Raw genomic sequence first — 20,205 nt, 5'->3', positions numbered from 1 at the left:
ACATGAAGTCAAGCGCTGCCGTCAGCAGCGTCCCTCCGCCGTGGGCGGATCCGCCTTCTCCGCGGCCGGCCCGTCGCTGACAGTGGGCTCATGAGCGACGACAACCGACCCCGCGCCTTCGACGACCGCGTACGACGCGAGCTGCTCCAGCAGCGCGTGCTGGTCCTCGACGGCCCCCTCGACGACGACAACGGCGTGCTGCTGACCAGCCAGCTGGTGGGCCTCGCCGCTGACGACCCCGGCGCCGACATCGCGCTGTGGATCCACTCCCCCGGCGGCTCGGTGCCGGCGATGCTCGCGATCCGCGACGTGATGCGGCTGGTGCCGTGCGACGTGGCGACGCTGGCGCTGGGCATCGCCTGCAGCGCCGGTCAGTTCCTGCTCTCCTCCGGCACCCGCGGCAAGCGGCGTGCACTCCCCCATGCCCGGATCCTCATGCACCAGGGCTCGGCCGGCATCGGCGGCACCGCCGTCGACATCGAGCTGCAGGCGCAGGACCTGCGCCAGACGCGGGACACGGTGCTCGGCCTGATCGCCGAGGACACCGGACAGCCGCTGGAGCGGGTCTTCGAGGACTCGCTGCACGACCGGTGGTACTCCGCCGCGCAGGCGCTGGAGTACGGCTTCGTCGACGAGATCGTGGAGTCGTACGACGTGCTGGCGCCGCCACGCCGCGCCGTCGTCGGCCTCGGCACCTTCGCCCCGGCGGGAGCAACCCGGTGAGCAGCTACCTGGTCCCCAACGTGATCGCCCAGCACCCGCGCGGCGAGCGGATCATGGACGTCTACTCGCACCTGCTCACCGAGCGGGTCGTCTACCTCGGCACCGCGATCGACGCGGGCGTCGCCAACTCGCTGGTCGCCCAGCTGCTGCACCTCGAGGCCGACAACCCCGACCGCGACATCCAGCTCTACATCAACTGCGAGGGCGGCGACCCGAGCGCGATGCTGGCGGTGCACGACACCATGCAGTTCATCCGCCCGCAGGTCGCGACGACCTGCATCGGTCAGGCGATCGCCGTCGGCGCGGTGCTGCTCGCCTCCGGCGCGGCCGGCAAGCGCTCGGCGCTCCCCCATGCCCGGGTCGTCCTGCACCAGCCCGCCGCCCAGGGCCGCGGCGCCATCCCCGACCTGATCCTGCAGGCCGACGAGGTGGTGCGGGTGCGCGCCGACATCGAGCAGATCCTGTCGCGCCACACCGGCCAGGACACGGCCACGCTGCGCGCCGACACCGACCACGACCGGGTGTTCACGGCGGCGGGCGCGCGGGAGTACGGGCTGATCGACCACGTGATCGAGGAGCGCGGTCCCGCGGGGTGACTCAGGCGACGAGCGCCAGGGCGTAGGCGCCGCCGACCGCGGCGGGAGCGGCGAGCGGCTGGAGGTCGCCGGCGACGGAGGTGGTGAGGTCGAGCAGCGTCGTCCCCAGCGCCCCGAGGACCGCGGCGATCATCTCGCTGCTCGGCTCCTTGATGCCCCGCTCGATCTCGGAGAGGTACTGCGGCGAGATGCCGGCCCGGCCCGCAGTCTCGCTCAGCGTCTCGCCGCGCTCGCGGCGCAGGTCGCGCAGCCGTCGTCCCACCAGGTCCCGCCACAGCGGCTCCGCCGCGTTCCGATCCTCGGCCATGCCTCATCGTAGGTCGGCGGGTCGGCCCGCCCGAGGTGTCCGCGGAGAGTTCTGCCCTGAGCAGAAGCGGCAGCCTCCTAGGCTCGGTGCATGATCCACCTCCCCCGGCCCGAGGGCATGCCGCCCACCAACGGCTACAGCCATGCGGTCGTCGCCTCCGGCGAGGTCGTCGTGGTCTCCGGACAGCTGCCCGCGGACACCGAGGGCCGCCTCGTCGGTGACGGTGACCCGCTCGCCCAGGCCCGGCAGGTGTTCGCGAACCTCGCCCGCGCCTTGACCGCCGCCGGAAGCGACGTGTCCCACCTCGTGCGGCTCGGCTTCTTCCTCACCGACCTGGCCGACCTGGGCGCCGTACGGACGGCGCGGACCGAGTTCCTCGGCGATGCTCCCGAACCCGCGAGCTCGCTGGTCCAGGTCGCAGGACTCGTGCTGCCCGGCGCGCGGTTGGAGATCGACGCGCTGGCCGTACGCCGCGCCCACTGACGCGCGTCGGTGCCCCCGCTGGGGCTCGAACCCAGACTGCGCCGCTTTTAAGGCGGCTTCCTCTGCCGGTTGGGATACGGGGGCGGCTTCTGGCGGCCGGACCTACAGGTAGGTCTGGCGAGGATAGATCGCGTGCGCGCCGGCGACCCGGTCGAGGAACAAGAAGCCGTCGGTGTGGTCGATCTCGTGCTGCAGCGCCCGGGCCTCGAAGGCGTCGGTGCTGAACTCCACGGTCTCGCCGGTGCCGGGCAGCTGGCCGCGGACGGTCAGGCGCGAGGCGCGCTTCACGTCGCCGGTGAAGTCAGGGACGCTCATGCAGCCCTCGCGGGCCTTCTCGTTGCGGCTGGACTCGACGACCTCGGCGTTGCACAGGACGAAGGTGCCGTGCTGGGTGCGGGTCTTGGGGTGCTCGGTGACGTCGACGCAGAACATCCGCACGCCCACACCGACCTGGTTGGCGGCGAGGCCGACGCACCCGGGGCTGACCCGCATGGTCGCGACCAGGTCGGCCGCGAGCTGGACGGACTCCGCGGAGGTGGGGTCGACGTCGGCGCCGCGGGCGGAGAGCACTCCCTGCGGGGCACAGACGACGGGCAGCACCCGGCCCTCGACGCCGAGCTCGGTCTCGGACCAGCCGGCGACCCGCTCGCTGCTCACAGCTCGTCGGCCTCGGCCGGGCGCAGGGTGGCCGTGACGCCGACGCGCTCGGCCGCGGACCGGATGGCGCCCTCGAGCGCGGCGGAGTCGGCGTCGGCGGGCAGGTCGAGCTCGGCCACGAGCAGGTAGAGCTCACCGGCCAGGCGGGTGGTGAGGTCGGTGATGTTGCCCCCGGCGGCGGCGACCTCGGCGACCACGGCCGAGACGATGCCGGAGCGGTCGCCGCCGTGGACGGTCAGCACCCACGCGCTGCCCCCGGCGGCGGGCGTGGGCTCGTCGGTGACCGGGCGGACCGCGACGTCGAGGTCGCCGTTGGCGGCGAGCGGCGCCAGGGCCTGCTCGATCGCGGCGGCATCGGCCCCGCCGCGGCACAGCAGCATCATCGCGAAGTGCCCCCGCAGCAGGGTCATCGTGGAGTCCTCGATGTTGAGCCCGAGCTGCGCGAGGCCGGCCGTGGTGGCGGCGATGATGCCGGGGCGGTCGTGGCCGAGGACGGTGACGGCGTACAGGTCGGTGCTCACGCCCCTAGTGTCTCAGCAAGCTCGCGGGCCCGGCGCAGCACCGCGTCCGTCATCGGCTCGGTGAGGCGTCCGGTGAACGTGTTGTGCGGGCTGGGGTGGAAGCAGCCGAGGAGCGCCAGGTCGCTTCCCGTACGACGACGCGCGGGTCGGGGCAGCCCGATCTCGGCGCCGTGCGCGAACCGTGGCCGCGGGCGCGGCACCTCCCAGCCGGCGCGGCCCAACGCGTCGAGCGACGACTGCCACCCGATCGCGCCGAGCGCGACCACGACCCGCAGGCTCGGGGCGAGGATCGCGAGCTCGCGGTCCAGCCAGGGTGCACAGGCGGCCCGCTCCTCGGGCGTGGGCTTGTTGGCGGGCGGCGCGCACCGGACCGGTGCCGCCAGCCGCACGTCGGTGAGCTCGAGGCCGTCGTCGCGGGCGACGCTCCGCGCCTGGTTGGCCAGCCCGACCCGGTGCAGCGACGCGAACAGCCAGTCCCCCGACCGGTCGCCGGTGAACATCCGGCCCGTCCGGTTGGCACCGTGGGCGGCCGGCGCCAGCCCGACGACCAGGATCCGCGCGGCGGCCGGCCCGAAGCCCGGCACGGGGCGGGCCCAGTAGTCCTCGTCGGCGTACGACGCCCGCTTCTCGCGGGCGACCTGCTCGCGCCACGCGACCAGCCGCGGGCACGTGCGGCAGCGGACGATCCGCGCGTCCAGCCGCGCCATCGCCTCCGCCGGGTCCTCGTTCACGACACCAGCGACCAGGCGATCCCGTCGAGGATGTCGGTCTCGGCGACGACCACCTGAGCGACCGAGAGGCGGGCCAGCACCCGCGCGAGGATCAGCGCGCCGGCGTCGATCACGTCCGCGCGCCCCGGGTGCATCCAGCCGAGGGCGCGGCGCTCGGCGACGCTCATCGCGAGCAGCCGGTCGACCTGTGCGAGGACGTCGGGCACGGCGAGCACGCGGGCGTGGATCAGGTCGCGGTCGTAGGCGGCGAGGCCGAGGGTGCCGGCGGCGATCGTGGTGTTGGTGCCGGCGACGGCGAGCACCGAGCGGGCGAGGGCGGGGTCGACCGGGCAGGCGTCGAGCGCGGCGTCGACGTCGGCGACGACCGCGGCGACCTCGTCGGGCGTGATCGGGTCGTGGCGCACGTGCCGCTCGTGCAGGCGCACCGACCCGATGTCCATGGAGTGCGCGGCGTTCGGACCGGTCGCCGGGTCGCCGAGGATCAGCTCGGTCGAGCCGCCGCCGATGTCGACGACCAGCGCCGGGCCGATCAACTCGACCGAGGCAGCCGTGAGCCCGCGGACCGCGCCGTCGAAGGCGAGCCGGGCCTCCTCCTCGCCGGAGAGCACCTCGGGGTCGATCCCCAGCCGGGCGTGCACACCGGCGGTGAACTGCGCCGCATTGGCGGCGTCGCGGGTCGCGGAGGTGGCGCAGAACCGGATCCGGTCGGCTCCGATGCCGGCCGAGCCGATGATCGCGGCGTACTCGTCGATCGCGGCCCAGGCCCGCTCCAGCGCCTCCGGCGCCAGCCGACCGGTGGCGTCGACGCCCTGGCCGAGGCGGATCATCCGGCTCTCGCGGCGGACCCTGTCCGGCTCGTTCGCCGGGTCCCCGACGAGCAGCTTGATGGTGTTGGTGCCGCAGTCGATCGCGGCGACCGGGTCACTCATCGCCGGCGGGAGCCACGCACGGCCCCTTGGCCCACCAGTCGCCGAGGATCTCCAGGACCTCGTCGCCGAGCGGGTTCACGCCCGGTCCGGCGGCCAGCGCGTGGCCGGCGAGCACGTGCAGGCACTTCACCCGGTCGGGCATGCCACCGGCGGAGATGCCCTCGATCTCGGGGACGTCGAAGCCGCCCGCCGCACCGATCGCGGCACGGTCGGCGAGATAGGCCTCGTGGGCGGCGCGGTAGGCCGCGGCCAGCTCCGGGTCGGTGCCGAGCCGGTCCTGCATCTGCTTCATCAGGCCGGACGCCTCGAGGGTGCCGATCTTGGAGTTCACCCGCGGGCAGGTGAGGTAGTAGGTCGTCGGGAACGGCGTTCCGTTGGGCAGCCGCGGCTCGGTGGCCACCACGTCGGGGTTGCCGCACGGGCAGCGGTGCCCGATCGCGTGGACGCCGCGCGGAGCCCTGCCGAGCTGGGCCGCGATGACCGCCTCGTCGCTGCTGGTCATGGCGTCGCTCACTGCTCGAGGTCCTCCTTGGGAGCCTTGATCTCGTCCTTGGGGTCGCGCACCCGCGTCGGCGGGTTGCCGGCGATCTTCATCGAGTCCCACGCGTCCTCGTACCAGGTCTGCTTGTCCGGGTCGGCGACCTTCGAGGGGTCCCCGAGCTCCGCGCCCGCGTCGAGCGGGTTGCCGTCGGCGTCGACCACCACGAACGGGGTGTCCCCGGGGACGACGTACCCGAGCCGGGCACGGGCCTGCTGGGCGACGTACGCCGGGTCGCCCCACCGCTTCTTCTCGTCGCGCAGGTCGTCGATCGTGGCCTCGCGCTCGGAGATCTGCGCCTCGAGGGCGGCGATGCTGCTGCGCTGCTGGAGGTAGGCCCGCAACGAGGAGGCGTAGGAGACCGCGAGCACGGCGAGCACGAGGACCAGGATCGCAGCGCGGCTGGTCAGCCGGGCCTTGTGCTGGTGCTCGTTGCGCGCGCGGACCAGGGCGGCCTCGCGCTCCCGGGCGGCCTTCTTGCGCTCGGCCTTGAGCCGCTCGGCGTACCGCGGCCCGGACCGCCCCGAGGCGGGGCGGCCGGGCTTGCGGGACGTACGGCGGTCGTCGGCCATGGCGGGAACCGGTCGGCTCAGCCCTGGTAGCGCGGGAAGGCGGCGGCGCCGGCGTAGCGGGCAGCATCGCCCAGCTCGTCCTCGATGCGCAGCAGCTGGTTGTACTTCGCGACCCGCTCGGACCGGGCCGGGGCACCGGTCTTGATCTGGCCGCAGTTGGTCGCGACCGCGAGGTCGGCGATCGTGGTGTCCTCGGTCTCGCCCGAGCGGTGGCTCATCATGTTGCGGTAGCCGCTGCGGTGGGCCAGCTCGACGGCGTCGAGGGTCTCGGTGAGCGAGCCGATCTGGTTGACCTTGACCAGCATCGCGTTGGCCTGGCCGCCGGCGATGCCGCGCTGGAGCCGCTCGACGTTGGTCACGAACAGGTCGTCGCCGACCAGCTGGGTCTTGTCGCCGAGCTCGTCGGTGATGGCCTTCCAGCCGTCCCAGTCGTCCTCGTTGAGCGGGTCCTCGATGCTGACGATCGGGTAGTTCGCGACCAGGTCGGCGTAGTAGGCGATCATCTCGGCCGCGGACTTCTTCGCACCCTCGAACAGGTAGGCACCGTCCTCGAAGAACTCCGAGGCGGCGACGTCGAGCGCGAGGACGACGTCCTTGCCGAGCTCGTAGCCGGCCTTGGCGACGGCCTCGGCGATCAGGTCGAGCGCGGCGCGGTTGGACTCGAGGTCGGGAGCGAAGCCGCCCTCGTCGCCGACGCCGGTGGCGAGGCCCTTGTCCTTCAGCACCGCCTTGAGTGCGTGGTAGACCTCGGCGCCCACGCGCAGCGCCTCGCGGAAGGTCGGGGCACCGATCGGGGCGATCATGAACTCCTGGATGTCGACGTTGGTGTCCGCGTGGGCACCGCCGTTGAGGATGTTCATCATCGGGACCGGCAGCAGGTGGGCGTTGGGGCCACCGACGTAGCGGTACAGCGGCAGGTCCGCCGAGTCGGCCGCGGCGCGGGCGACGGCGAGCGAGACGCCGAGGATCGCGTTGGCGCCGACCTGGGCCTTGTTGGGCGTGCCGTCGGCCTCGAGCAGGGTCTGGTCGACCAGCCGCTGGTCGGCGGCGTCGAGGCCCTCGATGGCCGGGCCGAGCGCCTGGATCACGGCGTCGACGGCCTTCTGCACGCCCTTGCCGGCGTAGCGGTCGCCGCCGTCGCGCAGCTCGACCGCCTCGAAGGCACCGGTGGAGGCGCCGCTGGGCACTGCTGCCCGGGCGAAGGAACCGTCGTCGAGGAGGACCTCGACCTCGACGGTGGGGTTGCCGCGGGAATCGAGGATCTCGCGGGCTCCGACGGCTTCGATCGCTGCCACGTGTACTGCTCCTGGAGTCGGGGACGGGCTGTCGTCTCGGTCAGCCCAGGTCAGCCTAGACCGCCGAGCGCCCCGGACCGGGCAGCACCCACCGGGCGTGGGATCGGCGTTGCGGCATGCTGGGACCGTGACCGCACCCGAACGCGCGGAGGCGACACCACCCACGCGCCGCCGTCCGCACCGCGTGTACGACGTCGGCCAGGACCCCGAGCCGCGCGACTCGCTCGCCAACGAGCGCACCTTCCTGGCCTGGGTGCGGACCTCGTTGGCCCTCGTCGCGGGCGCGGTGGCGGTCAGCTCGCCGGCGCTGGGGTTCTCCCTGACCGCCCGGCTCGTGCTCTCCCTGGGCCTGGTGCTCGTCGCCGGCGTGGCCCTCGGCGTGGGCTGGAACCGCTGGTCCCGCACCGAGGTCGCGTTGCGCACCGGCGGCGTCCCCCCGGGCTTCACCGGGGGCATGGTCGTGCTCGGCGCGGTGGGCCTGCTGATGGCCGGCGCCCTGGCGAGCGCGGTCATCAGCCACTGAGTCACCTCCCCAGCGCGGGCCCGAACACCGCCCCGAACAACCTCTCGCAGCGCGCGCCCATCTCCTCCGGCGCGATCCCCGGGTGGTCGCACCACCAGGTCACGAGCGAGCCGAAGATGGTGCCGCATACGGCCGTCATCGCGTCGAGGTCGAGCGCGTCGTCGTCACCGGAGAGGGCGAGCAGCTCACCGACGCCCTCGCGCGCCAGCTCCTCCAGCCGCCGGCGGTAGGCGCCCATCAGCTCGCCGGGGGCGTCGGCCACCGGCGCGGTCGGGTCGTTCGCGACCCGCCACAGCCAGGTCCGGCCGGCGAGCACCCGGAACACACCGTCGAGGGTGGCGACGGCGCGGGCCACGCCGACGGCGCCGAGGGCGGCGGTCCGCTCGATCTCGGCGATCAGCAGCCCCGACGCCTCGCGCAGGCAGTGCGCGTAGAGGCCCTCCTTGGAGCCGAAGTAGTTGTAGATCAGCGGCTTGGAGATCCCCGCCTCGCGGGCGACGTCGGCGACCGAGGTGGCGGCGAAGCCCCGGTCGCCGAACACCCGGCCGGCGACCTCGAGGATCTGCTGCTCGCGCTCGGCGCGGGCCACGCCCTTGGTGCCGCTGCGGGCTCCGGAGGCGGCCGTCGAGGTCATGCGGTTCACCCTAGCGATCGAATTGACCTCGTAGTAACTTACCCGAGAGTCATATCGAAGGAGTCGCCATGCACGACCTGCTCGACCCGATGAAGAACCCGGTGACCTACGCCGTCCCGTTCTTCGTGCTCAGCATCCTCGTCGAGCTCGCGGCGCTGAGGTGGCTCGACCACGACGACAACGCCGTGGGCGCCCTGGGGCGCACCGGCTACTCCCTCAAGGACGCCCGGACCTCGATCTCGATGGGGATCGGCTCGATCTTCTTCCTGACCGTCTTCAAGGTCGGCACCTTCGTCGTCTACTCGGCGCTCTCCACCCACCTGGCGCCGTACCACCTGCCCACCGACACCTGGTGGTACTGGGTGCTGCTGATCGTCGGCCTGGACCTCGCCTACTACGGCAACCACCGGTTCGTGCACCGGGTCAACATCGGCTGGGCCGCCCACCAGGCGCACCACTCGAGCGAGTACATGAACTTCGCGACCGCGCTGCGCCAGAAGTGGAACCCGTGGTTCGAGTTCTTCTTCTGGCTGCCGCTGCCGCTGCTCGGCTTCGCACCCTGGACCCTCTACGTCGCGTTCTCGATCAACCTCGTCTACCAGTTCTTCGTGCACACCGAGACGATCGACCGGCTCCCCCGCCCCCTCGAGCTGGTCTTCAACACCCCGTCGCACCACCGCGTGCACCACGGCTCGGACCCGGAGTACCTCGACAAGAACTACGGCGGCATCCTCATCGTCTGGGACCGGCTCCTGGGCACCTTCCAGCCCGAGCGCCAGCGGCCGACCTACGGCCTGACCAAGCCGGTCGACACCTACCACCTGGTCACGCTCGAGTACGGCGAGTTCGCCGCCATCGCGCGCGACGTCCGCCACGCGCGGAGCTGGCGGGAGCGGCTGGGCTACCTGTTCGGCCCGCCCGGCTGGACGCCCGCGTCCGCCACCGCCAAGGAGCTCAGCGGCGCGGGCGCCGACTGAGCTCGCCGCTCACGCCTCGAGGCCGAGCTCGGCCATCCGGGCCATGTGACGCTCGGTGAGCCGGGTGAACATCCGGCCCATGGCCGCGAGGTCGAGGCCGGGCCGGTCGACGCCGCCGGCCAGCAGGGCGGTGAGCGCGTCGCGGTCGGCGGCGACCCGCTGGGCCTGGGTGAGCGCCTCCCCCATCAGCCGGCGGCCCCACAGGGCGAGCCGGCCGCCGAGGCGGGCGTCCTGGGCGATGGCGGCACGGACCCGGTCGACCACGAACGTCGCGTGGGTGCCCTCCTCCATCGAGGACACGACGAGGTCGCGGGTCTCGGGGTCGAGGTAGGCCGCGATCTCACGGTAGAAGTCGTTGGCGAGCCCGTCGCCGACGTACGCCTTCACCAGGCCCTCGTACCAGTCGGCCGGGGCGGTGTGCCGGTGGAAGGCGTCGAGGGGCTCCCGGAACGGGACCATCGCCTCGAACGGGTCGGCGCCGAAGTCGCGGATCCGGTCGTGGAGCGCGTGCACCTTGGTCAGCTCACCGCTCGCCATCGTCGCCAGGTCGACCTTGTCGGCCAGGCTGGGCGCCAGCTTGGCGTCCTCGGCGAGGCGCTCGAACGCAGAGATCTCGCCGTAGGAGATCGCCGCCAGCAGGTCGACCACGGCCTCGCGGTAGGCCGGATCGCCGTCGGCGGTGGGAGCGGTCGCGTCGGCGGATTCAGCCATGCGCTGAGCGTACAAGTAGGCTGGACCGCAGCGAGAGCCTGCCCGCACCCACCCGGGAGCGCGATGGCCCGCCCGGGCACCCGCCCACGTATGTGCGCGGCTGAGTGTGAACAGCCGCATTGATCTGGCGCCATGCCGACCGGCTGACGACACTCACGAAAGCGAACAGAACACTGACTTCCAACGACACCACCGCTGCGTCCACCCCCGAGACCGACGCGGCGCCCGCACCGACCTTCCGCGACCTCGGCGTGATGCCGCTGATCTGCGACGCGCTCGACCGGGCCGGGATCACCCACCCGTTCGCCATCCAGGAGATGACCCTCTCCGTCGCGCTGATGGGCACCGACCTGATCGGCCAGGCGCGCACCGGCACCGGCAAGACGCTGGCCTTCGGCATCCCGGTCATCCAGCGCAGCGTCGCGCCGAGCGACCCCGACTACGCCGAGATCCCGCAGGGCAAGCCGCAGGCGCTCATCGTCGCCCCCACCCGTGAGCTCGCGATCCAGGTCTCCAGCGACCTCGAGATCGCCAGCCGCGACCGCGGCCTGCGCGTCCTCACCATCTACGGCGGCGTCGGCTACGAGCCGCAGATCGAGGCGCTCGAGCGCGGCGTCGACATCGTCATCGGTACGCCGGGACGACTGATCGACCTCGCCAACCGCCGGGTCCTCGACCTCTCCCACGTGCACGCGCTGGTCCTCGACGAGGCCGACGAGATGCTGGACCTCGGCTTCCTGCCCGACGTGGAGAAGCTGCTGCGGATGACCCCGGAGACCCGGCAGACCATGCTCTTCTCGGCCACCATGCCGAGCGCCATCGTGTCGCTGGCCCGGATCCACATGCGGCACCCGATGAACATCCGCGCCGAGTCGTCGTACGAGAACGCGACGGTGCCAGCGACCGCCCAGTTCATCTACCTGGCCCACGACCTCGACAAGCCGGAGATCCTCGGCCGCCTGCTGCAGGCCGAGGACGCCGACAAGATGATCGTGTTCACCCGCACCAAGCGGCAGGCCCAGCGCGTCGCCGACGACCTCGTCGAGCGTGGCTTCAAGGCCAGCCCGCTGCACGGCGACATGGCGCAGGTCGCGCGCGAGAAGGCGCTGACCAGGTTCCGCGAGGACAAGATCAAGGTCCTCGTCGCCACCGACGTCGCCGCTCGCGGCATCGACGTGTCCGGCGTGAGCCACGTGGTCAACTACACCTGCCCCGAGGACGACAAGACCTACGTCCACCGGATCGGCCGCACCGGCCGCGCCGGCGCGTCGGGCATCGCGATCACGTTGGTCGACGCGACCGACGTACACCGCTGGAAGATGATCAACAAGGCGCTCGACCTGCCCTTCGACGAGCCGCTCGAGACCTACTCCACCTCCGAGCACCTCTTCCACGACCAGGGCATCGCGCCCGGCACCAAGGGCAGGATCGTTCCCCCGGCGCCGGTGGCGCCCAAGGGTGAGCGGTCGGGCGAGCGGTCGGGCGAGCGCTCCGAGCGGTCGGGCGAGCGTCGCTCCAGCGAGCGCAACCGCACCCGCACCCGGACCCGCACCCGGGGTGGCAAGCCGGTCGAGGGCGAGGCAGCGGCTCCGGCGGCCAGCACCGAGCCCGGCGCCAGCGGCGAGGGTACGCCGGCCGAGGGCGGCGAGCGTCCGGCCAACCGCAACCGGCGCCGGCGTCGTCGCAGCAGCGGCGGCGGCAGCGGCTCGGCCGGCGCCGAGACGACGAGCGCCTGATCGCCGTACCCCCAGCAGAAGGAAGGAGCCCGGGCAGTTGCCCGGGCTCCTTCCGTTTTCTGTCTGTTTCGGCCGGTCAGGCGGGCTTGGGCTCCACCCAGACGTTGCCGACCAGGACCGGGTGGTCGCTGATGCCGTTGTAGATCTTGGCGTAGTCGCTGAACCTGGTTCCGGTCCAGGTGGCGAGCATCCAGTCCGGGCCGGCCTTCGGGGGCACCGGGCAGGGATTGCGCTTGGTGCCGCCCAGCGAGACCAGGTCGGTCGCCTTCGCGACCCGCTGGCAGAACTCGACGCGCTCGTTCATGTCGCCCATGACCAGGACCGGCTGGCCCTTCGCGCCGAGGCGCTTGATGAGCTTGATCTCACGCACGGTCGAGATGTCGCGCTCGGTCTCGAGGCCACCGGGAGCGTTGTGGATCGCCACGACGTAGAACGTGCGCTTGGTCGCGCGCTGCTTGAGCTTGACCCACGGGATGGCGCGCTGGTGGCCCATCGACGGGCGGTAGATCTCGCCCTTGTCGAGCACGTCGTACTCGCCGGTGTGCCAGGCGATCTGGATCGCGCCGCTGTAGTTGTCGAGGCTGCGGCGGGGGTAGAACTTGAACCGCGGCAGACGGTGACGCAGCACCTTCAGCTGGGACTGGTGCACCTCCTGGAAGGCGACGACGGTGCGCTTGCGCTCCTGGACCTGACGGGCCGCGGCGTTCGCGCGGCCCAGGCCGCCGGGCGCCATCGAGGCGGTGAGGATGTTGAACGTCATCGCGCGGATCTCGAACCCGCCGCCCTTCACGGACGAAGCGGCCACGACGGGCTCCGGCTCCGCCGCCGTGGCGGTCTGGGTGTGGACCAGCGAGGCGCCGAGGGCGAGGACCATCAGCGCGGCGCAGATCTTGGCAAGGTGCTTCCCGTACGTGGCGAGCATCCGGGCACCCTAGGCAGACGTCCCCCGGCCGAGGCAAATCGCCCCGGGCGCCGGCGCGGGGCGGCCGGGACGGCTGGGACGGGTGGGTCAGGCGGTGACGACGACCTTGGTGCCGACCGGCGCGAAGTCCCACAACGCGATGGCGTGGGGACGGTCCTGGCGGATGCAGCCGTGCGAGAGCGGCGTACCGAGCTGGGCGCGGGTCTGCACCGGCTTGCCGTCGTCGACCGGGATGGTGTGGAAGCCGATCGCGGCGCCCGCGGTGCCCTGGGTGAAGCGGACGAAGTACTCCATCGTCCCGGAGTCGTCCACGCCGATGGCGTTGCGGCTGCGGGAGTAGACGGTGTAGGTGCCGGGGTCGAGGTTGTCCTCGACGCTGCCCGAGACGAGGTAGGTGCGTTCCACCGCGCCGTCGTCCTCGACCAGCCACACCCGCTGGCGGCTCTCGCTGAACACGATCCGCCGCCCGCTGCCGGACCGTGCCGGGAGCGCGGTCGAGTCGGAGAGCGCGGCGATCTGCGTGCTCGCATCGGCCAGGGCGCCGCTGACCGGCGGCGCGGCGACGGCGCGCTCCTCCTGCTCCGAGGCGGGCTCCGGGGCGGGCCTCGCGGTGGTGCTCGCCGCGGCCGGCGTGGTCGGGCTGGCCGCTGCCGGCTCCTCGGGCTCGCCCGGCAGCAGGCCGAACCCGCCAGCGGTCGCCACGGCGGTCACCGTGAGGGCGGCGGCGAGAGCCGTGATCCGGCCGTACCGGGGCTTCGGCCCCGCCTGCGCGCGGTGTCGCCCCGTGCTGCTGCGAGCGGCGTGCTTGGACACCGTGGGCTCAGCGCGCCGATCGGGCGAGCAGGGCTCCGGCCACCTCGCGGTAGGCCTCCGCGCCCTTGCTCGAGCGACTGGTCGCCAGGATCGAGCGGCCCGCGGCCGGCGCCTCGGCGAACTTGATGGTCTTGGGGATCGGCGGCTCGACGACCTCGAGGTCGTAGGTCTCCGCGATGGTGTCGAGAACGGCGCGGGCGTGGTTGGTGCGGCCGTCGTACAGGGTCGGGAGCACGCCCCACACCGCGAGGTCGCGGTTGGTGAACCGGCGCACGTCGTGGACGGTGTCGAGCAGCTGGCCGACGCCGCGGTGGGACAGGGTCTCGCACTGCAGCGGGATCAGCACGCCGGTCGCGGCCGTGAGCGCGGCGACGGTCAGCACGCCGAGCGACGGCGGGCAGTCGAGCAGCACCCAGTCGTAGCTGCGGCCGCCCGCCTGGAGGTCCTCCAGCACGCCACGCAGCACGTGCTCGCGGCCGGTACGGGTCAGCAGGTCGGCCTCGGCACGGGCCAGCTCGATGGTGGCCGGCAGCAGGTCGACGCCGTCCTCGGTCCCGAGGATCACCTCGTCGACCGCGGTGCCCTTGGTCAGCACGTGGTGGACCGACAGCTCGAGGTCCTCGGGGTCGATGCCCAAGGAGAACGTCAGGCACGCCTGCGGGTCGAGGTCGACGAGGAGCACGCGCTGGCCACGCTCGGCGAGGGCCGCTCCGATGGACGCGACACTGGTCGTCTTCGCGACGCCACCCTTCTGGTTGGCGACAGCGAGGATGGTGGGAGCCGCCTGCACGCTGTTCATCAGCACCATCATGCCCGATCACGCCCTAGGGTGGCGGCATGCCCACAGCTCTCGTGACCGGCGCCACCGCCGGCATCGGCCTCGAGTTCGCCCGCCAGATCGCCGCCCGCGGCGACGACCTGGTCCTGGTGGCCCGCGACGAGGTCCGGCTCGCCTCGGTCGCCGAGGAGCTCCGGTCGTCGTACGGCGTCGGGGTGGAGGTGCTGTCCGCCGACCTGACCTCGGCCGAGGCGCTGGCCCGGGTCGAGGCGCGGCTGGCGGACCGGTCCGCCCCGGTCGACCTATTGGTCAACAACGCCGGGTTCGGTCTCAAGGAGCGCTTCTTGGACAACCCGGTCGACGTCGAGCAGGCCCAGCAGGACGTCCTGGTGCGTGCGGTGCTGCGGCTGACGCACGCGGCGCTCGGCGGCATGGTCGAGCGCGGGCACGGCGGCGTGATCAACGTGTCGAGCGTCGCCGCCTTCCTGCCTCGCGGCACCTACAGCGCGGCGAAGGCGTGGGTGAACTCGTTCAGCGCCTGGGCCCACCAGGAGTACGCCGCGCAGGGCGTCACCGTGATGGCCCTGTGCCCGGGCTTCGTGAGGACCGAGTTCCACCAGCGCCTCGGCGTCGACCGCGAGGCGTCGGCACCCCGGCTGCTCTGGCTCGAGCCGGACCGCCTGGTCCGTGACGCCCTCGCCGACTTCGACCGCGGCCGCGCGATGTCGATCCCCTCGAAGCGCTACAAGGCGATCGTCACCGCCAGCCGCCTGGTCCCCCGCTCCGCTCTGCAGCGCCTCCAGTCCCTCGGCCGCAAGTAGCGTTGATCAGCCCTCGCCGGCGATGAAGGCGCGGACGGCGTCGGCGACGAGCTGGACGGCGATGGCGGAGAGCAGGAGACCCGCGATGCGGGTGACGAGCAGGACACCACCGTCGCGGATCAGGCGCAGGATCGGCAGCGAGTAGCGCATCGCGGCCCACAGGGCGAGGTGCACGCCGAGCACGCCGAGGGCCACCGAGAGGCCGTCGTGCCAGGTACCGATGTCCTGGACGAAGAGCATGGTCGCGACGATGGCGCCGGGGCCGGCGAGGAGCGGGGTGCCGAGCGGGACCAGCGCGATGTTGGCGTCGGCCGACGCGGTGAGCTCGTCCTGCTTGCCCGTCAGCAGCTCGAGAGCGACCAGCAGGAGCAGCAGGCCACCTGCGCACTGGAGCGCGGGCAGCGAGATGTGCAGGTAGTTGAGGATCTGCCGGCCGAACAGGGCGAACAGCGTGATCACCAGGAAGGACACCGCGACGGCCTGCCACGCGGCGCGCCGGGCGGTGGCCGGGCTGCGGCCGGCGGTCAGGGACAGGAAGATCGGCACGGTACCGACCGGGTCCATGATCACGAACAGGGTCACGAAGACCTCGACGAGCAGCACGGCGTCGATCATCGGCGGACCTTCCCGGCCAGCCCCGTCGGCGAGCCGAGTACGGCGGCCCGCTCGAGGATCCGGTCCAGCTGGTCCGGTGCGGTGGTCTCGCACCCGAGGTCGTGCCCGGTCTTGCCGGTGCCGTGGTGGTCGCTGGAGCCGGTGACGACCAGGCGCAGCCGCGAGGCGATCCCCCGCAGGTGTCCCCGTGCGGCCCGGTCGTGGTCGAGGTGGTCGACCTCGATCCCGGCGAGGCCGGCCTCGGCGAGCTCGGCGAAGGCCGCCTCGTCGAGCACCGCCGCCGAGCCCCGGCCCCACGGGTGCGCGACCACGGCGACGCCGCGGGCGGCGGTGACCAGGCCGATCATGGTGACGAGGTCGGCGGAGTACCGGTCGACGAAAGCCGGGCCGCCGTCGTACAGGTAGCGGGCGAAGGCCTCGTCGCGGTCCTTCACCGCACCGAGCCGCACGAGCAGGTCGGCGACGTGGGGGCGACCGGTGACCCGGTTGTCGGGGTTGACCTCCGCGAGCGCCTCCGCTGTCGCCGGGATGCCGAGCTCGCGCAGCCGCGCGAGCATCGACGGCACCCGCGCCTCGCGGCCCTCGACGATCCGGCCGAGCTCGGCCTGGAGCGCCGCGTCGTCGGCGTCGGGGAGGTAGGCCAGCAGGTGGACGCCGGCGCCGCGGTGACGGGTGCTGATCTCGATGCCGCGGACCAGGCCGATCCCCGCCTGCTCCGCCGCCGCGGCCGCCTCGTCCCAGCCGGCGGTGGTGTCGTGGTCGGTCAGCGCCACGACCTCGAGCCCGGCGGCAGCGGCCGCGCGCACCAGGTCGGCCGGCGAGGCGGTGCCGTCGCTGACGCTGGAGTGCGTGTGGAGGTCGATCGTCACGCGCTGAGCGTAGTGGTCAGGACGTACGCCGAGCAGGCCGTCGCAGCTGGTCAGAGCTCGGCGAGCACCACGACCCGGTCGCCGGGCTCGACGACCACCGTCTCGCTCTTGGCCAGGTTGACCGTGACCCCGACCCGGGAGCCGGGCTCGGCCAGCCGGACCGAGGAGAAGCCGATCGCGGTCTCTCCGCGCCGGGCGGCCGCGGCGACCACGGTCGCCCACGCCACCTCGCGCCCGGGGACGACGTACCACTCGGCCGGGCGCAGGTAGATCTCGCTGCCCTCCTCCTCGAGGAGGTCGTGGAAGACGGGCTCGATCCGGGCGTCCTCGGACAGCTGGGCGACCATCAGGCTGACGATCTCGCCGCTCACCACGACGTCGTCGATGTCGGCGACCTGGGCGAGGACCCGGTTGCGGTCGTCGATCATCTCGCTGATGACCGGCGCGCTGCTCTGCGAGCGGGCGAGGATGTCGCGCACGTGGAGCAGCGTGATCAAGGTGGTGGCGTCCGCCGCCTCGGCGTCGAGGTCGTCGGAGTAGCAGAGCACGATCACCTGGTCGCAGTCCGGTGGGACGTGCTCGTCGAGCACGTCGCGCCGGGTGGTGCCGGCCTCGACGACGGTGACGGCGAGGCTCGCCGTGACCGGTACGCCGGGGGCGCCGTGCTCCGTGACGACCGTGAGCGTCGAACCGGGCGCGGCGTAGCGGTCGAGCTCACGCAGGATGATCGGCGCCCGCTCGTTCCAGCCGAGCACCACCGCATGCGTCGGGCGCTGCTCCTCGCCGGGGTGGTCCGCGAACGCGCCCTCGTCGATGGTTGCGGCCGAGCGCGGGGCGGTGGCGAGGACCGAGTCGTCCTCGGCGATCACCACGAGCGAGCGGTTCCCGACGACCGTCTCGGCCGGCGGGTTGAGCTCGACGAGGCCGCCGTCGGCCACGCCGATGACGGTCAGGTGGTCGTAGTGCAGCTGTGCGTCGGCGTACGACGAGCCGGCGAGCGGGTGCTGCTCGAGGAAGTAGATCTCGTCGCCCTCGTAGTCGAAGAGCTCGCGGTAGACGGCCGCGGCGCCGGACTGGCGCGAGGTCTGCACGACCAGCTTGGCGACGGTCTCGCGGATGTCGAGCAGCGAGACACCGCCGGGCCGGTCCCGGCCGATCAGCCGGGCCACCTCGAGGTGGGCGGGGTCGCGCAGCTGGGCGACGACCCGGGGACCCTCACCGACGGCGAGCAGCGAGCGCAGCGCGAGCAGCGCCTTGATCACGTCGCGGTCCGGCTCGGAGCCGTCGCCGGACAGGACGACGACCGAGCGGGCCGAGGTCGGGTTGACGATGGTGAGGTCGTCGATGTCGGACGGCGCCCCGGAGCGGCACACCACGCGGGTGCCGCGCAGGTCGGGGACCTTGGCCCGGATCTCCTCCTCCATCTCGACCTTGTCGCGGTCAGCGAGCACCGCGACCACCGGGCGGCGGCGGCTCTCGTTGGCGAGGGACAGCTCGCTGATGACGGTGAAGATCGAGTCCGACCAGCCGAGGATGACCGAGTGGTCGCTCTCGAGGACGACCGACCGGCCGCGCCGCAGCTCGGCGATCCGGGCGTCGATGCCGGCCGCGATCACGCCGATCAGGGCGCTGACGATGAACAGGCCCGCCACGGTGAGGACGAGCATCGTGACGATGAACGTCCAGCGGGCGCCGGTGTCGCCGGCGACGGTGCCGGGGTCGAGCGCGTGGAGCAAGGCCTGGAACGCGGCCTCCCAGAAGCCCAGGTGGTCCTCGCGCATCCCGGACACGACGTCGATGACGGCGAAGACGACCACCAGCAGCACGGTGACGGCGAACAGCCAGGCCACCAGGGCCGGTGTTCCCCGAGCCATGGTGTTGTCGAACTCGTAGCGCAGCCGGGCCCGTGCGCCGCTCGGGGCGTTCCGGGTCCGAACCGTGATGTCCGACCGCTGCGCGATCGCCTCTGCCGTACGACGCCGCAGCGCCTGCGCGTTCCGCGCCATGCGGGCCTCCTCGGGGTCCGCTGGGGATGGTCTCGCATCCGAGCGAGCCGGAGAGCAGGAATCGGGAAAGTCGCGACCGAGACCTGGATCACCAGGAGGGTGCCGGCCCACCGAACGGCAGGGCGACCAGCTGGGGCCCGGTGGCCGAGATGTCGCGCAGGATCCAGTCGTCGCGCAGCAGCAGGATCGCGGAGGCGGGCCGCAGCACCAGCCACAGCCAGCGCCCCCCGGCCTCACCGGCCAGCACCGAGCGGTCCCACTCCCCGGGGGAGGTGCTGACCGAGACCGGCCAGAGGCCGACGGGGTACTGGTCGACGCGGACCCGGACCGGTGCCGGCCCGTCGCCGACCTCGTGCCCCGGGTCGAGGAGCTCGGTCTCGCCGGCGGTCGAGAGCCCGGCGACCCGGGCCCCGAAGCCGGTGCCGGGCTCCTCGGTGATCACCATGACGTCGACCGGGCCGTCGAGCTGGCTGGTGCCGGCGACGCAGGCCATGGTGGCGCGGGGCGCGTCGCCGTCGGAGACGACGGCCGCGAAGTCGCTGACCGACCAGCCGGGCCCGAGGGGCCAGGGCAGGTAGGTCGGGAAGCTCCCGACGCGGAGCAGGTGCGCGGCGAACTCCTCGTAGGACGAGGCCTGCGGCCGCCACAGGGGGACGACGATGCCGTGGTCCGGGCAGGACCACCGGCCGTCTCCCACCTCGGCCACGGGAGCGGGGCAGCGGGGGCACTCCACCCGCACCCCGTCGGGCCCGCCGCGGGGCGGACCGGGCTCATCGGTCGCCATGATCGACACCGTGCTGCGCGGCGGGCCGTTCGTCAAGCACCTCGGCCGGGTGCGTCGGGGTTCAGCTGTTCCAGCGCAGCAGGACCGGGGTCTCCCGCTCGTGTCCGAGTTCGGACAGCGTCGCGGTGTCGAGCCGGAACAGGCGGCCGTCGGCGACCGGCAGCCCGAGCCAGCGGGCGGCGAGGGCGCGCAGCACGTGGCCGTGGGCGAAGACGAGGACCGGGCCGTCGGCGGCGCGGATCCGGTCCACGACGCGGTCGCAGCGGGCGGCGACCGCCGCGGCCGGCTCGCCGCCGGGGCTCGGGTGGGTCCAGATGGTCCAGCCGGGCACCTCCGCGCGGATCTCCGCGGTGGTGCGGCCCTCGTAGTCGCCGTACCCCCACTCGAGGAGGTCGTCGCACACCTCGGCTTCGGGATGACCGGCGAGCTCGGCGGTACGACGGGCGCGCTGCAGCGGACTGGTCAGCACCTCCGCGAAGGTGGTGCCGGCGAGGCGCGCGGCGAGGCCCCGGGCTGCCTCCTCGCCCTCGGGGAGCAGCGGGAGGTCGGTGCGGGAAGTGTGCTGGCCGGAGATGCTCCAGGCCGTGGGACCGTGCCGGACCAGGAACGCGGAGTCGGCCATGCCGACATCCTGCCAGCGGCCCCTCGACGGTGGCAGGATCCC

Annotated in this window: 25 protein-coding genes and 1 tRNA gene; 7 read left to right on the top strand and 19 right to left on the bottom strand. The window is 73.0% G+C overall.

The window, feature by feature from the left end:
• The first annotated feature begins 90 nt into the window (after positions 1-90).
• Entirely contained in the window at positions 91-723 is a 633-nt protein-coding gene (locus KU893_RS15165) for a ClpP family protease (RefSeq protein ID WP_218235217.1), read from the top strand.
• Positions 720-1,319: a ClpP family protease gene (locus tag KU893_RS15160; protein WP_218235216.1), complete on the top strand. Its 600-nt coding sequence runs from the start codon at positions 720-722 to the stop codon at positions 1,317-1,319. The genes KU893_RS15165 and KU893_RS15160 overlap by 4 nt, the downstream gene beginning before the upstream one ends.
• 1 nt (position 1,320) lies before the next feature.
• Here the strand turns inward: KU893_RS15160 and KU893_RS15155 are convergent, their stop codons facing one another.
• Positions 1,321-1,626 (bottom strand): helix-turn-helix domain-containing protein, encoded by a 306-nt coding sequence (locus KU893_RS15155; RefSeq protein ID WP_218235214.1) that lies wholly within the window; start codon positions 1,624-1,626, stop codon positions 1,321-1,323.
• Between the two features lie 90 nt (positions 1,627-1,716).
• Here KU893_RS15155 and KU893_RS15150 point away from each other — a divergent pair, with 90 nt between their 5' ends.
• On the top strand, positions 1,717-2,109 hold the full coding sequence (locus KU893_RS15150) for a RidA family protein (protein WP_218235212.1): 393 nt from the start codon (positions 1,717-1,719) through the stop codon (positions 2,107-2,109).
• Between the two features lie 10 nt (positions 2,110-2,119).
• Here KU893_RS15150 and KU893_RS15145 read toward each other — a convergent pair.
• The 8 genes from KU893_RS15145 to eno all read right to left on the bottom strand — a co-directional run bounded on the left by KU893_RS15145 (position 2,120) and on the right by eno (position 7,352).
• A tRNA-Leu gene (locus KU893_RS15145) sits at positions 2,120-2,193 on the bottom strand.
• A gap of 18 nt (positions 2,194-2,211) precedes the next feature.
• Positions 2,212-2,766 carry a peptide deformylase gene (locus KU893_RS15140; protein ID WP_218235211.1) on the bottom strand — a complete coding sequence of 185 codons (555 nt, stop codon included), beginning with the start codon at positions 2,764-2,766 and terminating at the stop codon, positions 2,212-2,214.
• Positions 2,763-3,287, bottom strand: coding sequence for a glycine cleavage system transcriptional repressor (locus KU893_RS15135; RefSeq protein WP_218235209.1), 525 nt, complete (start codon positions 3,285-3,287; stop codon positions 2,763-2,765). The genes KU893_RS15140 and KU893_RS15135 overlap by 4 nt, the downstream gene beginning before the upstream one ends.
• Positions 3,284-4,018, bottom strand: coding sequence for a uracil-DNA glycosylase (locus KU893_RS15130; protein ID WP_257441398.1), 735 nt, complete (start codon positions 4,016-4,018; stop codon positions 3,284-3,286). Before KU893_RS15130 ends, KU893_RS15135 begins: the two co-directional genes overlap by 4 nt.
• Positions 4,015-4,947, bottom strand: coding sequence for a Ppx/GppA phosphatase family protein (locus KU893_RS15125; RefSeq protein WP_218235208.1), 933 nt, complete (start codon positions 4,945-4,947; stop codon positions 4,015-4,017). Before KU893_RS15125 ends, KU893_RS15130 begins: the two co-directional genes overlap by 4 nt.
• The gene (locus KU893_RS15120) at positions 4,940-5,461 is read right to left on the bottom strand and encodes a DUF501 domain-containing protein (protein ID WP_372449712.1); all 522 of its coding nucleotides are present in this window, start codon (positions 5,459-5,461) and stop codon (positions 4,940-4,942) included. Before KU893_RS15120 ends, KU893_RS15125 begins: the two co-directional genes overlap by 8 nt.
• Positions 5,458-6,057 (bottom strand): FtsB family cell division protein, encoded by a 600-nt coding sequence (locus KU893_RS15115; RefSeq protein ID WP_218235207.1) that lies wholly within the window; start codon positions 6,055-6,057, stop codon positions 5,458-5,460. The genes KU893_RS15120 and KU893_RS15115 overlap by 4 nt, the downstream gene beginning before the upstream one ends.
• Positions 6,058-6,074: 17 nt before the next feature.
• Positions 6,075-7,352 carry a phosphopyruvate hydratase gene (gene eno, locus KU893_RS15110; RefSeq protein ID WP_218235206.1) on the bottom strand — a complete coding sequence of 426 codons (1,278 nt, stop codon included), beginning with the start codon at positions 7,350-7,352 and terminating at the stop codon, positions 6,075-6,077.
• A gap of 127 nt (positions 7,353-7,479) precedes the next feature.
• On the opposite strand from eno, the gene KU893_RS23310 reads away from it, so the two are divergent.
• A complete protein-coding gene (locus KU893_RS23310) occupies positions 7,480-7,875 on the top strand; it encodes a YidH family protein (protein ID WP_218235205.1) in 396 nt (131 codons plus the stop codon).
• Between the two features lies 1 nt (position 7,876).
• Here KU893_RS23310 and KU893_RS15100 read toward each other — a convergent pair whose 3' ends face one another.
• Positions 7,877-8,509: a TetR/AcrR family transcriptional regulator gene (locus KU893_RS15100; protein ID WP_218235203.1), complete on the bottom strand. Its 633-nt coding sequence runs from the start codon at positions 8,507-8,509 to the stop codon at positions 7,877-7,879.
• A 68-nt stretch (positions 8,510-8,577) separates the two neighbouring features.
• On the opposite strand from KU893_RS15100, the gene KU893_RS15095 reads away from it, so the two are divergent.
• Positions 8,578-9,486 carry a sterol desaturase family protein gene (locus tag KU893_RS15095; RefSeq protein ID WP_218235202.1) on the top strand — a complete coding sequence of 303 codons (909 nt, stop codon included), beginning with the start codon at positions 8,578-8,580 and terminating at the stop codon, positions 9,484-9,486.
• A 9-nt stretch (positions 9,487-9,495) separates the two neighbouring features.
• Here KU893_RS15095 and KU893_RS15090 read toward each other — a convergent pair whose 3' ends face one another.
• The gene (locus tag KU893_RS15090) at positions 9,496-10,197 is read right to left on the bottom strand and encodes a ferritin-like fold-containing protein (RefSeq protein WP_218235201.1); all 702 of its coding nucleotides are present in this window, start codon (positions 10,195-10,197) and stop codon (positions 9,496-9,498) included.
• A gap of 254 nt (positions 10,198-10,451) precedes the next feature.
• On the opposite strand from KU893_RS15090, the gene KU893_RS15085 reads away from it, so the two are divergent.
• A complete protein-coding gene (locus KU893_RS15085) occupies positions 10,452-11,933 on the top strand; it encodes a DEAD/DEAH box helicase (RefSeq protein WP_218235200.1) in 1,482 nt (493 codons plus the stop codon).
• Positions 11,934-12,009: 76 nt separating this feature from the next.
• Here the strand turns inward: KU893_RS15085 and KU893_RS15080 are convergent, their stop codons facing one another.
• The 3 genes from KU893_RS15080 to KU893_RS15070 all read right to left on the bottom strand — a co-directional run bounded on the left by KU893_RS15080 (position 12,010) and on the right by KU893_RS15070 (position 14,467).
• A complete protein-coding gene (locus KU893_RS15080; RefSeq protein ID WP_218235199.1) occupies positions 12,010-12,855 on the bottom strand; it encodes an exonuclease/endonuclease/phosphatase family protein in 846 nt (281 codons plus the stop codon).
• 87 nt (positions 12,856-12,942) lie between these two features.
• Positions 12,943-13,668: a L,D-transpeptidase gene (locus KU893_RS23645; RefSeq protein WP_218235198.1), complete on the bottom strand. Its 726-nt coding sequence runs from the start codon at positions 13,666-13,668 to the stop codon at positions 12,943-12,945.
• A 7-nt stretch (positions 13,669-13,675) separates the two neighbouring features.
• A complete protein-coding gene (locus KU893_RS15070; protein WP_218235197.1) occupies positions 13,676-14,467 on the bottom strand; it encodes a ParA family protein in 792 nt (263 codons plus the stop codon).
• Between the two features lie 38 nt (positions 14,468-14,505).
• Between KU893_RS15070 and KU893_RS15065 the strand changes: the two genes are divergently transcribed.
• Positions 14,506-15,267: an SDR family NAD(P)-dependent oxidoreductase gene (locus KU893_RS15065; RefSeq protein WP_218235196.1), complete on the top strand. Its 762-nt coding sequence runs from the start codon at positions 14,506-14,508 to the stop codon at positions 15,265-15,267.
• Between the two features lie 6 nt (positions 15,268-15,273).
• Here KU893_RS15065 and KU893_RS15060 read toward each other — a convergent pair whose 3' ends face one another.
• From KU893_RS15060 to KU893_RS15040, 5 genes are all read right to left on the bottom strand, one after another.
• Complete coding sequence (locus KU893_RS15060; protein WP_218235195.1) at positions 15,274-15,882, bottom strand: MarC family protein; 609 nt, start codon at positions 15,880-15,882, stop codon at positions 15,274-15,276.
• Positions 15,879-16,751, bottom strand: a complete 873-nt coding sequence (locus tag KU893_RS15055) for a PHP domain-containing protein (protein WP_218235194.1) — start codon at positions 16,749-16,751, stop codon at positions 15,879-15,881. The genes KU893_RS15060 and KU893_RS15055 overlap by 4 nt, the downstream gene beginning before the upstream one ends.
• Positions 16,752-16,801: 50 nt before the next feature.
• Entirely contained in the window at positions 16,802-18,757 is a 1,956-nt protein-coding gene (locus KU893_RS15050) for a CASTOR/POLLUX-related putative ion channel (protein WP_218235193.1), read from the bottom strand.
• An 88-nt stretch (positions 18,758-18,845) separates the two neighbouring features.
• Positions 18,846-19,541 (bottom strand): DUF6758 family protein, encoded by a 696-nt coding sequence (locus tag KU893_RS15045; protein WP_246592692.1) that lies wholly within the window; start codon positions 19,539-19,541, stop codon positions 18,846-18,848.
• A gap of 61 nt (positions 19,542-19,602) precedes the next feature.
• Positions 19,603-20,163: a histidine phosphatase family protein gene (locus tag KU893_RS15040; protein WP_218235192.1), complete on the bottom strand. Its 561-nt coding sequence runs from the start codon at positions 20,161-20,163 to the stop codon at positions 19,603-19,605.
• Positions 20,164-20,205: the final 42 nt, after the last annotated feature.

The organism is Nocardioides daeguensis, from assembly GCF_019192965.1.
Taxonomy (GTDB): Bacteria; Actinomycetota; Actinomycetes; order Propionibacteriales; family Nocardioidaceae; genus Nocardioides; species Nocardioides daeguensis.
The sequence above is the reverse complement of the archived record's forward strand: the minus strand, read 5'-3'. Positions and strand labels throughout refer to the sequence as shown.

What these genes read in the sequence shown, in the direction of transcription:
- KU893_RS15070 (WP_218235197.1), bottom strand. Translation starts at nt 14,467, where the DNA reads ATGAACAGCGTGCAGGCGGCTCCCACCATCCTCGCTGTCGCCAACCAG.
- KU893_RS15040 (WP_218235192.1), bottom strand. Translation starts at nt 20,163, where the DNA reads ATGGCCGACTCCGCGTTCCTGGTCCGGCACGGTCCCACGGCCTGGAGC.
- KU893_RS15100 (WP_218235203.1), bottom strand. Translation starts at nt 8,509, where the DNA reads ATGACCTCGACGGCCGCCTCCGGAGCCCGCAGCGGCACCAAGGGCGTG.
- KU893_RS15150 (WP_218235212.1), top strand. Translation starts at nt 1,717, where the DNA reads ATGATCCACCTCCCCCGGCCCGAGGGCATGCCGCCCACCAACGGCTAC.
- KU893_RS15090 (WP_218235201.1), bottom strand. Translation starts at nt 10,197, where the DNA reads ATGGCTGAATCCGCCGACGCGACCGCTCCCACCGCCGACGGCGATCCG.
- KU893_RS15085 (WP_218235200.1), top strand. Translation starts at nt 10,452, where the DNA reads ATGCCGCTGATCTGCGACGCGCTCGACCGGGCCGGGATCACCCACCCG.
- KU893_RS15165 (WP_218235217.1), top strand. Translation starts at nt 91, where the DNA reads ATGAGCGACGACAACCGACCCCGCGCCTTCGACGACCGCGTACGACGC.
- KU893_RS15045 (WP_246592692.1), bottom strand. Translation starts at nt 19,541, where the DNA reads ATGGCGACCGATGAGCCCGGTCCGCCCCGCGGCGGGCCCGACGGGGTG.
- KU893_RS15060 (WP_218235195.1), bottom strand. Translation starts at nt 15,882, where the DNA reads ATGATCGACGCCGTGCTGCTCGTCGAGGTCTTCGTGACCCTGTTCGTG.
- KU893_RS15065 (WP_218235196.1), top strand. Translation starts at nt 14,506, where the DNA reads ATGCCCACAGCTCTCGTGACCGGCGCCACCGCCGGCATCGGCCTCGAG.
- KU893_RS15125 (WP_218235208.1), bottom strand. Translation starts at nt 4,947, where the DNA reads ATGAGTGACCCGGTCGCCGCGATCGACTGCGGCACCAACACCATCAAG.
- KU893_RS15155 (WP_218235214.1), bottom strand. Translation starts at nt 1,626, where the DNA reads ATGGCCGAGGATCGGAACGCGGCGGAGCCGCTGTGGCGGGACCTGGTG.
- KU893_RS15095 (WP_218235202.1), top strand. Translation starts at nt 8,578, where the DNA reads ATGCACGACCTGCTCGACCCGATGAAGAACCCGGTGACCTACGCCGTC.
- KU893_RS15115 (WP_218235207.1), bottom strand. Translation starts at nt 6,057, where the DNA reads ATGGCCGACGACCGCCGTACGTCCCGCAAGCCCGGCCGCCCCGCCTCG.
- KU893_RS15080 (WP_218235199.1), bottom strand. Translation starts at nt 12,855, where the DNA reads ATGCTCGCCACGTACGGGAAGCACCTTGCCAAGATCTGCGCCGCGCTG.
- KU893_RS15050 (WP_218235193.1), bottom strand. Translation starts at nt 18,757, where the DNA reads ATGGCGCGGAACGCGCAGGCGCTGCGGCGTCGTACGGCAGAGGCGATC.